The sequence below is a fragment of the Cellulophaga omnivescoria genome, assembly GCF_027915275.1.
Lineage (GTDB): Bacteria > Bacteroidota > Bacteroidia > Flavobacteriales > Flavobacteriaceae > Cellulophaga > Cellulophaga omnivescoria.
Window position 1 is genome coordinate 2,540,213 of record NZ_CP115819.1, and the last position, 15,136, is coordinate 2,555,348.

General features: G+C 32.7%; 13 protein-coding genes. 5 read left to right on the forward strand and 8 right to left on the reverse strand.

All coding sequences use genetic code 11. The features are described from left to right. Positions 1-71 precede the first annotated feature (71 nt). Complete coding sequence (locus PBN93_RS11405; protein ID WP_271080696.1) at positions 72-1,073, forward strand: DUF6588 family protein; 1,002 nt, start codon at positions 72-74, stop codon at positions 1,071-1,073. 82 nt (positions 1,074-1,155) lie between these two features. Here the strand turns inward: PBN93_RS11405 and PBN93_RS11410 are convergent, their stop codons facing one another. After that, entirely contained in the window at positions 1,156-1,560 is a 405-nt protein-coding gene (locus tag PBN93_RS11410; RefSeq protein ID WP_077406209.1) for a hypothetical protein, read from the reverse strand. 254 nt (positions 1,561-1,814) lie between these two features. On the opposite strand from PBN93_RS11410, the gene PBN93_RS11415 reads away from it, so the two are divergent. Together PBN93_RS11415 and secDF are read left to right on the forward strand one after the other, a co-directional pair. Further along, the gene (locus PBN93_RS11415; RefSeq protein WP_271080697.1) at positions 1,815-2,741 is read left to right on the forward strand and encodes a malate dehydrogenase; all 927 of its coding nucleotides are present in this window, start codon (positions 1,815-1,817) and stop codon (positions 2,739-2,741) included. 145 nt (positions 2,742-2,886) lie between these two features. Further along, positions 2,887-5,886 (forward strand): protein translocase subunit SecDF, encoded by a 3,000-nt coding sequence (gene secDF / locus PBN93_RS11420; RefSeq protein ID WP_077406212.1) that lies wholly within the window; start codon positions 2,887-2,889, stop codon positions 5,884-5,886. 54 nt (positions 5,887-5,940) lie between these two features. On the opposite strand, the gene PBN93_RS11425 is transcribed toward secDF, so the two are convergent. The 7 genes from PBN93_RS11425 to folE form a co-directional block, all read right to left on the reverse strand. Then, entirely contained in the window at positions 5,941-7,179 is a 1,239-nt protein-coding gene (locus PBN93_RS11425) for an ATP-binding cassette domain-containing protein (protein WP_271080698.1), read from the reverse strand. A 10-nt stretch (positions 7,180-7,189) separates the two neighbouring features. After that, positions 7,190-7,708, reverse strand: a complete 519-nt coding sequence (locus PBN93_RS11430) for a GNAT family N-acetyltransferase (RefSeq protein WP_077406218.1) — start codon at positions 7,706-7,708, stop codon at positions 7,190-7,192. 5 nt (positions 7,709-7,713) lie between these two features. Continuing rightward, positions 7,714-8,205, reverse strand: coding sequence for a DUF192 domain-containing protein (locus PBN93_RS11435; RefSeq protein ID WP_271080699.1), 492 nt, complete (start codon positions 8,203-8,205; stop codon positions 7,714-7,716). Position 8,206: 1 nt separating this feature from the next. Then, a complete protein-coding gene (lgt, locus tag PBN93_RS11440; protein WP_271080700.1) occupies positions 8,207-9,163 on the reverse strand; it encodes a prolipoprotein diacylglyceryl transferase in 957 nt (318 codons plus the stop codon). Between the two features lie 101 nt (positions 9,164-9,264). Continuing rightward, a complete protein-coding gene (gene yidD, locus PBN93_RS11445) occupies positions 9,265-9,489 on the reverse strand; it encodes a membrane protein insertion efficiency factor YidD (protein WP_077406227.1) in 225 nt (74 codons plus the stop codon). Between the two features lie 11 nt (positions 9,490-9,500). Beyond that, complete coding sequence (cysS, locus tag PBN93_RS11450; protein WP_271080701.1) at positions 9,501-10,985, reverse strand: cysteine--tRNA ligase; 1,485 nt, start codon at positions 10,983-10,985, stop codon at positions 9,501-9,503. A gap of 15 nt (positions 10,986-11,000) precedes the next feature. Further along, positions 11,001-11,681 carry a GTP cyclohydrolase I FolE gene (gene folE / locus PBN93_RS11455; protein WP_077406233.1) on the reverse strand — a complete coding sequence of 227 codons (681 nt, stop codon included), beginning with the start codon at positions 11,679-11,681 and terminating at the stop codon, positions 11,001-11,003. Positions 11,682-11,818: 137 nt separating this feature from the next. Here folE and PBN93_RS11460 point away from each other — a divergent pair, with 137 nt between their 5' ends. After that, positions 11,819-13,618, forward strand: a complete 1,800-nt coding sequence (locus tag PBN93_RS11460) for a T9SS type B sorting domain-containing protein (RefSeq protein WP_271080702.1) — start codon at positions 11,819-11,821, stop codon at positions 13,616-13,618. Between the two features lie 127 nt (positions 13,619-13,745). Then, complete coding sequence (locus PBN93_RS11465) at positions 13,746-15,128, forward strand: T9SS type B sorting domain-containing protein (protein ID WP_077406239.1); 1,383 nt, start codon at positions 13,746-13,748, stop codon at positions 15,126-15,128. The last annotated feature ends 8 nt before the right edge of the window (positions 15,129-15,136 follow it).

Sequence of the window (15,136 nt, forward strand, 5' to 3'; positions counted from 1 at the left end):
GTATGTTTACACAACAAAAACTCGCACCTACAGTGCGAGTTTTTTAGTTTTATAAAAAAAAATGTAATTCTATGAGAAAGTTTAGTTTGGTTATTTTCTTGGCATTAAGTGCGTATGCTTCTGCCCAATCTAGTGCAAATGAAGTTTTTGCTGCTGGTGTAAACGATGCAAATAAATTTATAAACGACTATATGTCTCCTGTGTCTGAAGGTATGCTATATAGTATTTCTGGAGGGTGGTACAATACAGCAGATGCAAAACCTTTAGGTGGTTTTGAAATTTCTTTAATAGGGAATATGGCGCAATCTCCAGACGATAAAAAATCTTTTATTTTAAATACTGAAGATTATGAAAACCTGCAATTTGTAGACGGTAGTATCTCTAAGGAAGTATCTACAGGTTTAGGAGATTTAGAAGGTATTAATGTTTTTGTAGAGGATGAAAACGGTTTGTTTAGAGAGGAATTTGAGCTTCCTACTGGTTTAGCATCAGAAAACATAAACTTTGTGCCGTCAGCTTTTTTACAAGTTAGTGTTGGTTTAATAAAAGGAACAGAAATTAAAGCTCGTTTTCTGCCAAAAATAGATACGGATGATGTGGAAGTAGGTATGTTTGGAGTAGGTTTACAACATGATTTTACCAAGTTACTTCCTGCAGATAAAATTTTGCCTGTAGCTATATCTGGTGTTATTGGTTATACGCACTTAACAGGTGTTTATGATTTTACAGACCAAGATGTTATTGCTGGTGAAAACCAACGTTTGGATATGAAAATGAATACTTGGGTTTTTCAGGCTGTAGTGTCTACTAAATTACCAGTAATTAATTTTTATGGTGGTTTAGGTTACTTAACAGGGAAATCTACTGTAGATGTATTGGGTACTTATAGAGTTCAATCTGGGCCATTTATAGGAGATACCTACACAGATCCTTTCTCTATAAATACAGAAACTAGTGGTGTTACTGGTAACATAGGAGCTAAACTTAAATTAGGTTTTTTTAGATTACATGCAGATTATTCTTTAGCTAAATACAATAACTTATCTGTTGGTGTTAATTTTGGTTTTAGATAATATTTAAATTATAAAACATAAAATATAAAAAAAGCCCTAGAAATTTATTTCTAGGGCTTTTGTTGTGGTGCTCCTTTCTTTACTATTGTTCCCTAATAGCTAAAGTTTCACCGTTTGTTTCTTCTAATATAACTGCAGAAGATGTGTTTTCAGAAGCTTTTTCTGTATTGTTATTAATTTCTGTTGTTTTAATTTTTACTTGGTCACTAGGCATTTCTGTGCCTGGGTAGGTAATAGTATAGGTGTCACCTTCTATTTTCCATCTAAAATCTGTTAAAAAAGCAACGTTGTCATTAGTGTAACTGTGGTAACGTCCTTTATACGCATCGTTAAAAATCCATTCTTCTTTAGCATCTATACCAGATTCTAAAGTGGTAGTTTTGGCCCATAGACCAATAATAGGATCATTGTTTTCTGGAATTTCAGAGCAACAGTAAACAGTAAAGCATACAATAGCTGCTATGAAAAAAAGTAGGGGTTTTTTCATAAGTAGGTTTTTAATTAATTTGGGTATTGTATACAACGCTCAATTTTGTTGTGTATTTTATAAAAATCGATGTATAACACCTTTTTTTGTAGTTTTTCGTTTAAATACACCTTTCTTTAACATTATGTACTGTTTTAATCTCTATAAAGCTGTTTCATTTAATATTAAAGTTGGTTTAAGCTCTATTTTTTTGTTTAAATTCTTTATTTTTACAGTCAATAAACAAATCATTAAAAAATTAAATATATATACTTATGAAAGTAACGGTAGTAGGTGCAGGTGCAGTAGGCGCTAGTTGTGCAGAATACATTGCAATTAAAAATTTTGCATCGGAAGTTGTTGTGTTAGATATTAAAGAAGGTTTTGCAGAAGGTAAGGCTATGGATTTAATGCAAACAGCATCTTTAAACGGTTTTGACACTAAAATTGTTGGTTCTACTAATGATTACTCTAAAACTGCAGGTTCTGATATTGCTGTTATTACTTCAGGTATTCCTCGTAAACCAGGGATGACAAGAGAAGAATTAATAGGTATAAATGCAGGTATTGTTAAAACTGTATCAGAAAACTTAATAAAACATTCTCCTAACGTAATATTAATAGTTGTTAGTAATCCAATGGATACTATGACTTATTTAGTACATAAAACTACTGGCTTACCAAAGAACAGAATTATTGGTATGGGTGGCGCTTTAGATAGTGCACGTTTTAAATACAGATTAGCAGAGGCTTTAGAGGCTCCTATTTCTGATGTAGACGGTATGGTTATAGGTGGCCATAGTGATACTGGTATGGTGCCTTTAACAGCGCATGCGACTAGAAATAGTGTTAAAGTATCTGAATTTTTATCTGAAGAAAGATTAGATCAAGTTGCAGCAGACACCAAAGTTGGTGGTGCTACATTAACTAAATTATTAGGAACAAGTGCTTGGTATGCTCCAGGCGCAGCAGTTTCTGGTTTAGTACAGGCTATTGCTTGTGATCAAAAGAAAATGTTTCCGTGTTCTACTTTATTAGAAGGTGAGTACGGTTTAAATGACCTTTGTATTGGTGTACCAGTAATTTTAGGTAAAAATGGTATAGAAAAAATAGTAGAAATTGAACTTAGTGATGCTGAAAAAGCAAAAATGCAAGAAAGTGCTGCAGGTGTTTCTAAAACAAACGGACTTTTAGAATTATAATATTTATAAGAAAAAGGGCTTAATAAGGGTGACAAATTTATTTGTTCACCCTTATTTTATATAATATTATAAATATATTGGCATTTCATATCTTAAATGATATATTTGCACGCTATATAAAATTACCAATAATAAACAAAAACTAATGTATAATAAAGGACTTATAAAGCTGTTTGCTTTTTTATTTGGGATCGTAAGTATCTATCAATTATCCTATACTTTTATAAGTAGTAAGATTGAAAATGAAGCAGCAACTTATGCAGCTAGCAAAATTTCTGAATCTGAAAAAGATTTTGCAAGCAAGAGAGAGGCATTGGAAATTAAATACTTAGACTCAATTGGAAGCGAATCCGTTTTTGGATTTACATCTTATAATGAAGCTAAGAAAAAAGAATTAAACAAAGGTCTTGACCTTAAAGGTGGTATTAATGTAACGCTACAAATTAAGATAAAAGATATCTTATTAGGTTTAGCAAATAACACTAAAAACCCTGTTTTTCTTAAATCTTTAAAAGATGCTGATGAGGCATCTAAAAGTAGTGATAAAACATATGTAGACTTATTTTTTGATGCTTTTGATGCTAATAAGGGTGATACAAAGTTAGCTTCTCCTGATATTTTCTTTACAAAATCATTAAGTGAAGAAATAAAATCTTTGGATGCTTCAGATGAAGAAGTAAAATCTATAATCCGTAAAAAGATTGATGAGTCTGTAGAATCTGCTTTTGAAGTATTAAGAGAGCGTATAGATGGTTTTGGTGTAACACAACCAAATATACAAAGAGAAGGTACTTCTGGTCGTATTTTAGTAGAATTACCGGGTGCTAAAGATAAAGCAAGAGCGCAAGAATTGCTTTCTAGTACTGCGCAGTTAGAGTTTTGGGAAACATATCCTAAAAATGACCCTAACGTAATGCAATTTATAAATGCAGCAAATGAAAAGTTAAGATCTTTAGTAGATACAAAAACTGCTACGGCAGAAGACACAGAGTCTAAACCAGAGTCAGAAATAGATTCTTTATTATCTGATGTTACTCAGGATTCTTTAGATGTTGCTAATCAGGTGAACCCTTTAGGCGATTTAATTAAAGGAATTCCAAATAGTTTTGCTATTGCAGAATTTGCAATACAAGATACGGCTAAGGTTAATGAATACCTTAATATGCCAGAAATTAAAAGATTAATACCAAATGCTATACAACACGTTAAGTTTGTATGGGAGCGTCCTTCTAAGGGATCTGAGGTTGTTGGCCTTTTTGCTTTAAAAGGGAATAGAGATAATACTCCAAAAATGAGTGGTGATGTTGTTAGTGCAGCTCGTGCTCAGTTCGATCAGTTTAACAGGCCAGCTGTTGGTATGGATATGAACGTTAAAGGAGCTAAACAATGGCAAAAATTTACAAGTGAGGTTAACTTAAACCAAACTGGTATTGCTGTAGTTTTAGATAATAGAGTATACACTGCTCCTGGTTGTTCTGTAGTTGGTGGTATATCTGGAGGTAGTACAGAAATCTCTGGAGATTTTACTATAACAGAAACTAAAGATATTGCAAATGTACTTAGAGCAGGTAAATTGCCTGCAAGAGCAGATATTATTCAGTCAGAAGTTGTTGGGCCATCATTAGGACATGAGTCTATTAATAGTGGTTTAATGTCTTTCTTAATTGCAATGGCGTTAGTGCTGCTTTGGATGGTTTTTTACTACGGTAAAGCTGGTGTGGCTGCAGATATTGCATTGTTATTAAACATATTATTAATATTTGGAGTTCTTGTAAGTTTAGATGCCGTATTAACATTGCCAGGCATTGCTGGTATTGTTTTAACAATTGGTATGTCTGTAGATGCAAACGTTCTTATTTTTGAACGTATAAAAGAGGAGCTTGCAAAAGGAAAAGGTCAATCTTTAGCAATATCAGATGGTTTTGGTAATGCATTGTCTTCAATTTTAGATGCAAACATTACAACTGGTTTAACAGCAATCATTTTATTTATATTTGGTTCTGGACCAATAAAAGGTTTTGCAACTACATTATTAATAGGTATTGCAACGTCTTTATTTACTGCAATATTTGTTACAAGATTATTTATTGAAGGTTACACAGGTGGTAAAGGGAAAGTTTTAGATTTTTGCACAGGTCTAACAAGAAACCTATTTAAAAACTTAAGTATAAACTTTTTAAAGAAAAGAAAAATTGCTTACATTATTTCTGGTGGATTAATAGTTGTTGCATTATTTTCTTTATTAACTACAGGTTTGCAACAAGGTGTAGATTTTGTTGGAGGTAGAACTTACCAAGTACGTTTTGATCAGAGTGTTAATACCTCAGAAATTTCATCAAACTTAACAGAGGTTTTTGGTAGTGGTACTAACGTGAAAACTTTTGGAGAGGATAATCAAATAATGATTACTACATCATACAAAGTAGATTCAGAGGATATTGCTGTTGATGAAGAAATTCAGGAAAAATTATTTACATCATTACAGAGTTTATTGCCTAGTGGTTTAACAATTGAGGAGTTTAATAATGGAGGTACAGAAGATGTGTCTATAGGAATATTAAAATCTAAAAAAGTAGGACCAACTATTGCAGATGATATTAAAAAGAATGCTGTTTGGGCAATTTTAGGTTCGTTATTTGTAGTTTTCTTATATATTTTATTCCGTTTCCGTAAGTGGCAATTCTCTTTAGGTGCAGTAGTTGCAGTATTTCATGATGTACTACTTGTATTGGGTGTTTTCTCTTTATTAGGTAAAGTTATGCCTTTTAATATGGAAATAGATCAGGCATTTATTGCGGCAATATTAACAGTTATTGGTTACTCATTAAACGATACCGTTGTTGTTTTTGACCGTATTAGAGAAATAGTAAAAGAAAGAGGATGGAGTTCTGGAGATAATGTAGGTTTAGCATTAAACAGTACATTAAGTAGAACATTAAATACTTCTTTAACTACGTTAGTAGTTTTACTAGCTATCTTTATTTTTGGTGGTGAATCTTTAAGAGGATTTATGTTTGCTATGATAATTGGTGTTATTGTAGGTACATATTCATCTTTATTTATTGCAACACCAGTTATGTTTGATACATTAAAGAAAAGAATACAAGCAGGTAAAGAAGATGTTGTTGTAGAAGACAAAGAGTAATTCTTCAATCTGTAAAACATATAAAAAGCTGCTTACAATACGTAAGCAGCTTTTTTATTTTAGTCTTTTGCCGTAAGATCCGTTTGGTGTAATTTTTAATTCTAAAATAGATCTAGGCTCTAAATTTGGTTCTTGTCGGTGGGATACAAAAACAATTGCTGTTTGCTTATTACTAGCTATTTGGTTAACTAAGTTTATAAACAATGTTGCACTCTCATCATCTAAACCAGCGGTTGGCTCATCTAAAATTAAAAGTAAAGGTTGTTTTACTATAGCTCTTAATAACATAGTTAACCTTTGTTGGCCAACAGTTGCCTCATTAAATAATTTATTTTTTAAAGTAGATAGCTGTGCAATTTTCAACCATTTTTCTGCTTCGCTTTTTTGTGTTTCTGTAGGTTTAGTATAAAGGCCAATAGCATCTGTAAAACCACCAATAATCATATGTAGTAAGCTGTGGTTTCCTTTAAAACTATCTACTAATGACGGTGTAAAATAACCAATCTTCTTTTTTATATCCCAAATACTTTCTCCTGTTCCTTTTTTGTTGCCAAACAAGTATAATTCTTGTCCGTAGCCTTTACTGTTTTCTCCGGTAATCATAGATAATAATGTAGTTTTGCCACTGCCATTTTTGCCTATAAGTTGCCAAAAATCTCCTTTACATATACTCCAACTAATATTGTTTAGTATTTGTTTGTTGTTGTAAGCTACTGATACATTTTTTAACCTAATAAGTTCATTATCTTTATAGTTAACTACGTTATTATTTTTAGGTATTGCAAGCGTTTTTAATGGTGTATTTTTTTGTCTTGAAGCTTTGTATGCTTGTAAGGAAGAGTAGGCGGTAAGCCTGTTTTTGTGTAGTTTATATATGTTGCTTTTTATAGGTAAAACATCTTCTTGTCTGCTAATAATTAAAATAAGGTTTATATTTTCAGAAATGTCAATTAGTAGTTTTTTTAGTATTGTTTGGTATGTAATGTCTAAATTATCATACGGGTTGTTTAAAACAATATATTCTGGTTTTTGGGTAAGTATATAATTAAGTAAAGCTTTTTTTTGTTCGCCACTAGACATAGATTTTAGGCTTTGTTTAGTGTGTTTGGTAATTGTTTTTATATCGTGTATTTCTTCCTCTTTAATAAACTTATGTATTTCAGATTTAGAAAAAAACAGTACTTTTTTGTTGCTGAGGAAATCAAAATCAGCATTATTTTTTTTAGACAAGCTATCAATAAACAATTTAGTGTTAGATTGGTTGCTAGTAAATATGGTAATGTGATGTTGCATTTTACTGCTTTTATTTAAAAACTCTATAAATATGAACTGGGTTATTGCAATAACTTGTTGTTTTGCTTAACTGCATACCGTTGGCTATGGCAACTTTTTGTGACGGTATATTATCTATATGAATAATAGAGATTAATGAATCTGTAAAATTATGCTTAAAAGCATATTCTTTACATTTTACAGCAGCTTCTGTAGCATAACCTTTTCTCCAGTATTTTGGCAAAATAGAATATCCTATCTCTAACTCATCAATATCATCTACAGTTTGTACTAATAAACCGCATAAACCAATAAGCTTATTAGTTTTTTTGCAAATAAGCGCATTCATACCACCAAGATTATATTGGTAGCGTTCAAAAGCTCTGTTAAATTGCTGCTTGCATGCAACAATGGGGTCTGTAGGTAAGCCGTCCCAAAACTCAGATGATCTAGGATCTTTATGAAAAGGAAGCCAATCGTTAAAGTCTTTGTGTTCTAATTTTCTAAATAATAACCTTTCAGTAGATTCGCCATTTAGAAGATATTTCATAATTGTTATAGTCTTGTGAAATCTATTTTATCGCCAACTTCTAACATATATTTTTCAGATAAGCCTGCATTAATTTCTAAGACGTACATTACAGGTACTTTGCTAGATAAGCCTGTTTCGTCTAATGGTTTTGCATTTTCCTGAAAACTTGCTATGTGTAAATTTTCATCTATATAAATAATATCTAAAGCAATTTTAGTATTTTTCATATAAAATGAATGTATTCTAGAATCAGGAAAAATAAACAGCATTCCTTGGTTTTCCTTCATACTTGTTCTTTGCATTAAGCCAGTTTGTGTTTCGTAATCGGTTTCAGCAATTTCTATATCTAATAACAGTGCTTTGCTGTTGTCTGTGCTTTTAATAATTGTTAGTGTGCCTTCTTTTGTAAAAGCGGGTTCAGGAGTTTTTATAACTTCTGTTTTGTTTTCTTTACAACTTGTTAGTAAAGAAAAAATAGTAATTAATAATAAAGAATAATGCTTTAGTGTTTTCATTTTATGCTTTTTTAGGTCTAAATACAAAGTAAGCGCCTATTAGTATAAAAGGTATACTTAGCCATTGTCCTGTAGATAATGTGCCTAAAGACTCTTCAAAACCACCTTGACTTTTCTTTACAAACTCTACAAAGAAACGTATAGTCCACAATAGCATTAAAAATAAACCAAATAAAAAGCCTGCTTTGTCTTTTTTATCTGTTTTCCAGTAAAAGTATGATAAAATAACAAATACAAAAATATAGCAAACACCTTCATACAATTGTGCAGGGTGTCTAAAAGGTATACTTTCTAAAATCGAAGCAAATTTTGGATTGTTTTCAATAGCTTTGTACGCTGCAGTTACGGTTCTTTCTTTAGTTAGAGCTAATGCTCTTGAGGCAGGCATATCATCTGAATCTCTTATAAATTTTGTAGCAAAAACAAATGTTTTTTCTGTTATTTTACCATTAATCTCAGAATTAAAAAAGTTTCCTAGTCTTACAAAAAATGCACCAATTGAAACTGGTACAACTAACCTATCTAAAAGCCATAATATTTTATAGTCTGGGTATTTTCTGCTGTATAAATACATCCCAATAATAACACCTAATGCAGCACCGTGGCTAGCAAGACCCGCAAACCCTGTGAACTCGTATCCTGTAATTATACCAAAAAGTCTTCCGCTAGGGTTTTCTCTTATTGGAAGTAAAATTTCTATTAAATGATTTTGGTAGTATGCCCAGTCATAAAAGAATACGTGACCTAAGCGTGCGCCTAGCATAGTTGCTATAACAGTATATAAAAATAAAGAATCTAGTTGCTCTATTGGTTTTTTCTCATTAGCAAAAATCTTTTTAATAATTACCCAACCTAAAGCAAAAGAGGTAATCCATAGTAAGTTATAGTACTTTATTTGTATTGGTCCAAGACTAAATAAAGTTTCATTAGGATTCCATAATATACTTAAAAAATGCATCTATTCTTCTTTTTGTGAATGGCTAAGATACATATTTTGGGCAAGGGGTTAAAAAAGAAAATGTGATTATAAGTTAATTTTATCTTATTCTTTTTTGAGGACTAAGGTACTGGGTCGTACCCGCTGCCTCCCCAAGGGTGACAGCTAAAAATACGTTTAGTTGCCAACAAACCGCCTTTAAATAAACCGTGTTTTTTTAGCGCATCTACGGTGTATTGTGAGCACGTTGGTGAATATCTGCAACTAGCTGGAGTTAAAGGCGATATAGCAGTTTGATATATTTTTACTAATAGAAGAAATGGTGCTATCAGTATTTTTTTTATCATCTTAATATATTTTAAGATACACTAAACGTAGTGCCATCTTTGCCATCTTTTAATTGTATACCCATTGCTAATAATTGGTCGCGTATTTGATCTGATAAAGCAAAATCTTTATTGCTACGTGCATCATTACGTAATTGAATTAGCAAGTTTACTACTTCTTCTAGTTTTTCTGAATTGCCATTAGCGTCTTCATTAACACCAGTAAGTCCTAAAATATCAAAAGCAAAAGTGTTTAGTGTGTTCTCTAATAATTCTTTGTCTTCTTTAGTAATAGTTTCTTTGCCGCCTTTTATAAGGTTAACGTGTTTTACTGCTTCAAATAAATGTGCAATTAAAATTGGCGAGTTAAAATCGTCATTCATTGCATCATAACATTTCTGTTGCCAAGCAGCTACGTCAAATTCAGTTTTACTGCTAGTCTCTATTGCTTTTAAAGTTGTAATAGCCTCCATTAGTTTTAGGTATCCTTTTTCAGACGCCAACAAGGCATCATTGCTAAGGTCTAAAATGCTAGTGTAATGTGCTTGCATCATAAAAAACCGAACAGCAGATGGTGAAAATGCTTTGCTTAAAATATTGTTATCTCCACTAAATATTTCGTTAGGGTAAATATTGTTGTCTGTAGATTTAGACATTTTTTTACCGTTAAGCGTAAGCATATTAGCGTGTAGCCAGTAATTAACAGGAGATGCGCCATTACTTGCTTGTGCTTGTGCAATTTCGCACTCATGATGCGGAAATTTTAAATCCATACCACCACCGTGTATATCAAAAGTTTCACCCAAATATTTGGTACTCATTGCAGTACACTCTAAGTGCCAACCAGGAAAACCGTCTCCCCAAGGAGAAGGCCAACGCATAATATGTTCTGGTTCTGCTTTTTTCCAAAGAGCAAAATCTTGCGGATTTTTTTTATCACTTTGCGCTGCCAATTCTCTAGTATTGGCAATCATATCTTCTAGTTTTCTGCCGCTTAAAATTCCGTAGTCGTTTGTTTTGTTAAACTCAACAACATCAAAATATACAGAGCCATTAACCTCATAAGCAAATCCTTTTTCAATAATTTCTTTAATAATTTCAATTTGCTCTATAATGTGCCCGGTTGCAGTAGGTTCTATGCTAGGAGGTAAAAAATTAAATTTTTGTAATGTATTATGAAAATCTACGGTGTAGCGTTGCACTACCTCCATAGGTTCTATTTGCTCTAAGCGTGCTTTTTTTGCAATTTTATCTTCACCTTCATCAGCATCATCAACTAAATGTCCTGCATCTGTAATATTACGCACATAACGTACTTTATACCCTAAATGCTTAAAGTATCTAAAAATCATATCAAAAGACATAAACGTACGGCAGTTGCCTAAGTGTACATTACTGTATACTGTTGGTCCACACACATACATACCAATATGGCCCTCGTTTATAGGTTTAAACTCTTCTTTTTTTCCAGAAAGGGAATTATAAACTTTTATTGTCTGATTTTTATATAGTTGCATTATGGCTAAAAGGAATTAAAAATTGGTGTCTAGCTTTATATAGTCTAAAAATTCTTTACGTGTAGCTTGTTCTTTAAATTTGCCGCCATACTCTGCAGTAACTGTACTACTTTGTATGTCTCTAATACCTCTAGAGTTTACGCAAAGGTGTTTTGCATCTATAACGCAAGCTACGTCTTCTGTTCCTAAAACCTCTTGTAATTCTCTAACAATTTGTATGTTTAGTCTTTCTTGTACTTGTGGTCTTTTTGCGTAATAATCTACAATACGGTTCATTTTAGATAAACCTACAACTGTTCCTTTAGATATGTAGGCAACGTGTGCAATACCAACTATTGGTAATAAGTGATGTTCACAAGTAGAGTAAAGAGTAATGTTTTTTTCTACCAACATTTCTCCGTACTTGTATTTATTATCAAATGAAGAGGATTTTGGTTTACGTTCCGGATTTAATCCTCCAAAAATATCTTTAACAAACATTTTTGCAACACGCTTTGGAGTGTCATTTAAACTATCATCTGTTAAGTCCATACCTAGTGTAGTTAAAATATCTCTAACACTAGCTTGTATTTTTTCTATCTTTTGGTCATCATTAAGATCAAAAGCGTCTTCTCTTAAAGGGGTATCTTCAGCTGCAGATAAATGGTCGTTATCCATTTCTTCATCAAACCCTTCTATAGTGCTTTCTATTTTCATCAGCCTAAAATTTTTTAGAAATGCAAAGATATACATATTATAGCATTTAATGTTATAGTTTAAGGTGTTTGACAACATTAATTAGTGCTAAAGTTTGTTAAGGTTTAGTTTTACATATCTCAAACTTTTATCTATTTATGAAAAGGTTGTACGCAATAGCGTTTTTTTTCTTTACGTTAGGGTTACTGTCTGTTGGTGCGCAAGTGTCTGCAGATTGTAGCAATGCTATACCTATTTGTAATAATACACCAACTAATGGTGGTACAGACGGTTACGGAGTAGATGATTTTGGAGGTGCAGCAGAAACAGGTTGTTTAGAGCGTACTTTATCTGGAGCAATAGAGTCAAATTCTGCTTGGTATAGATTTAAAACTGGTGAAGCCGGACAATTAGGTTTTAATATTAGTTTTGATGCCGCAGAGGATTGGGATTTTGCCTTGTATAAGGCAAGTGACTGTAGTAGTTTAGGAGCCCCTGTGCGGTGTAATTTTTTTGATAACGGCGATGGAAATTCTTTTACAGGAGTAGGGGAAGACCCAACTGGAGCAACAAATGTACAATATGAAGATTGGTTAAATGTAGAGGCTGGTGAAGATTATTATTTATTAATTAATAATTTTAGTAACATTAACTCTGGTTTTTCAATCCAGTTTTCTGGACAAATATTTATAGACTATCCAAATACGGCATTAGATTGTTCTATTATTAGCAACTTATTGGGGCCGCCAATTGCTGCTTGTGATGGGGATACTGTTAGGTTAGATGCTACTACGCCAAATACAGCATCTTATACTTGGTATAGAGATGTTGGCTTGGGATATACAGAAATTGTAGGTGAAACTAATGCAGCTTTAGATGTAGCTACAGATGCAATGTATAGGGTAGAGGTAGTTTCTAATGCGGCAGATGTTTTAATAAGTGATGTTCAGGTTGCTTTTTCTACAGCTCCAACTACAAACCCAATTACAGATATTACCCTTTGTGAAGAAAATTTACCTTTTAATTTAACCACAAAAAATGATGAGGCTCTAGGAACACAAGCGGCATCTGATTTTATTATTAGCTACCACGCAACCCCCGCAGATGCTTTTAATAATGCATCTAGCTTGCCAATGCAATATAGTCCTGTCGTAGGTGTAAATACTGTTTATGTTAGAACTACATCTGTAAAAAATCCAAACTGCTTTGATGTTTCTGAGGAATTTGACATTACAATTATAGAGACTCCTACTTCCACAATACAAACAGAAGTTTTTTTATGTGAAGGAGCAACTTCAGAAACAATAGGAGAAACCAATCCAGATCCCAATTATAATTACAATTGGCAAAGCGGTGAGTCAACACCTACTATTCAGGTATTTTCTGCTGGTAGTTATGTTTTAGACATTAGTTATGTTAATTTAGGAGTTACTTGTGTTAATACGGTTGTTGTACAAGTTGTTGTGGGGCAAACCCCAACTATATCAACTGTAATTATAGAAGATTTTAATGCAAATAATAAAGTGACTGTAGAAACTGATATTAAAGGAGATTTTGAATATCAGATTGATGATTCTCCTGTGCAAGGTAGTAATGTGTTTACAGACGTGTCTGCAGGTGCCCATACGGTTTCTATTATAGATAAAAATGGCTGTGGATTTGTTACAGAAGATATTGTTGTAGTTGGTTTTGATAATTATTTTACGCCCAATGGCGATGGTATTAATGATACTTGGCAAATAGTTGGTATGGAATCTTTACAGCAACCCGTAGTACATATTTTTGATAGATATGGCAAATTGTTAAAGGAGTTACGCGGAGCTGATTCATGGAATGGTACTTATGGCGGAAAGCTATTGCCAGAGTCTGATTATTGGTTTAAACTTAACTATACAAATACCGCAGGAGACAGGGTTACCGCAAAACACATAAGTAGTCATTTTACCTTAAAACGATAAATTTTAACTAGAAGTAAAATTGGTATTTCGTCGATTATGCAAAAAAATATTCGACGTAATGCAATAAATTTTATTATTTGCCGCTTATTATATGGTTATGTAACATCCCAACCAATGCAATATTTTTATGCGAGCACAATACAAACTAGTAGTAGGATTTCTTTTTTTTACACTAATTAGCAATGCGCAATTTACTCCAGATTGTAGGTCGTCTATACCAGTGTGCGGAGACGCACCAATTAGCGGTATAGCAGATGGCCGTGGAGATATAGATGATTTTGACCCTGATGTAATTAGGCAAACAGGTTGTTTAGAAAAGGGTAGTAATAGCTCTGCAAACATAGAAAATAACACATCTTGGTATGTTTTTAGAGCTTTAAAAGATGGTGTTATTGGGTTTGATATTTCTGCAGATACAGATACAGCTGAATGGGATTTTGCCGTTTATGGCCCAGATACAGATTGTGCTAGTATAAGTAATGGTACTGCACAGCCAGTACGTTGCAATTATGAAGCTAACAATACAGCTTTTACAGGTTTAGGTACCAACCCAGAATCTGGTCAAGAAGGTTTTTCTTTTGTTAAAGGAAGTAAAAACACATATGATGAATTGTTAGATATAGCAGAAGGTGAAATTTATTATATTTTAATAAATAACTACAATACTAATTTTGATGGCGATCCAGAACCTTTTACCTTAACTTTTACAGAAGATGTAGATGCGTTAGATTGTACGTTTAGAGATGAGTTTTTAGGGTTAGATGTAAATGCTTGTGAAGGTGATCCAGACGTGGTTTTAAATGCTTTTAGATCTCCGGTAGGGCCAGATGTTGCAAGTGTTAGGTGGTCTGTAGATTATGATGATGATGGTACTATTGATGATCCAAATTTAGCAACAGGAACAGAATATACGGTTACTAGCCCAAATACAGGTAGGTATTTTGTAGAGATTACTACAGCTTCTGGAGCTCCGCCTACAGTTACAGATGATATTTTAATAAATTTTCACGCACCTCCAAATCCTGCTGATATTGAAATTACAGTTATAGATTATTTGGTAGATAGAAATAAAATAGAAGTTCTTGTTAATGGTACTAGTGAGTATGAATATGCTATAAATGGTGGTGAGTTTCAAGATGAAACACTTTTTCATGATGTGCCACCCGGACAAAATACTTTAATTGTAAATGATAAATATGGATGTGGCCAATCTGAAGAAATTCCGTTTTTAGTAATTGGCTATCCAAAGTTTTTTACTCCAAATGGAGATGGAGTACATGATGGTTGGAATGTATTAGGTATTGAAGAATTAGTAGATGCTAAAGTGTATATTTACGATAGGTACGGTAAACTGTTAAAACAACTAGGACCTGGAGTAACTTGGAATGGTATGTTTAATGGTAAAAAAATGCCAGAATCTGATTATTGGTTTCGTATGGAATATGCAGAGCCAGAGGAAGGTGTAATTGTAGCTAAAACTCTGCAAAACCATTTTACTTTAAAAAGGTGATAAAAAAT

Coding starts and splice junctions, on each gene's coding strand:
- PBN93_RS11405 (WP_271080696.1), top strand. CDS start 72: ATGAGAAAGTTTAGTTTGGTTATTTTCTTGGCATTAAGTGCGTATGCT.
- PBN93_RS11410 (WP_077406209.1), bottom strand. CDS start 1,560: ATGAAAAAACCCCTACTTTTTTTCATAGCAGCTATTGTATGCTTTACT.
- PBN93_RS11415 (WP_271080697.1), top strand. CDS start 1,815: ATGAAAGTAACGGTAGTAGGTGCAGGTGCAGTAGGCGCTAGTTGTGCA.
- secDF (WP_077406212.1), top strand. CDS start 2,887: ATGTATAATAAAGGACTTATAAAGCTGTTTGCTTTTTTATTTGGGATC.
- PBN93_RS11425 (WP_271080698.1), bottom strand. CDS start 7,179: ATGCAACATCACATTACCATATTTACTAGCAACCAATCTAACACTAAA.
- PBN93_RS11430 (WP_077406218.1), bottom strand. CDS start 7,708: ATGAAATATCTTCTAAATGGCGAATCTACTGAAAGGTTATTATTTAGA.
- PBN93_RS11435 (WP_271080699.1), bottom strand. CDS start 8,205: ATGAAAACACTAAAGCATTATTCTTTATTATTAATTACTATTTTTTCT.
- lgt (WP_271080700.1), bottom strand. CDS start 9,163: ATGCATTTTTTAAGTATATTATGGAATCCTAATGAAACTTTATTTAGT.
- yidD (WP_077406227.1), bottom strand. CDS start 9,489: ATGATAAAAAAAATACTGATAGCACCATTTCTTCTATTAGTAAAAATA.
- cysS (WP_271080701.1), bottom strand. CDS start 10,985: ATGCAACTATATAAAAATCAGACAATAAAAGTTTATAATTCCCTTTCT.
- folE (WP_077406233.1), bottom strand. CDS start 11,681: ATGAAAATAGAAAGCACTATAGAAGGGTTTGATGAAGAAATGGATAAC.
- PBN93_RS11460 (WP_271080702.1), top strand. CDS start 11,819: ATGAAAAGGTTGTACGCAATAGCGTTTTTTTTCTTTACGTTAGGGTTA.
- PBN93_RS11465 (WP_077406239.1), top strand. CDS start 13,746: ATGCGAGCACAATACAAACTAGTAGTAGGATTTCTTTTTTTTACACTA.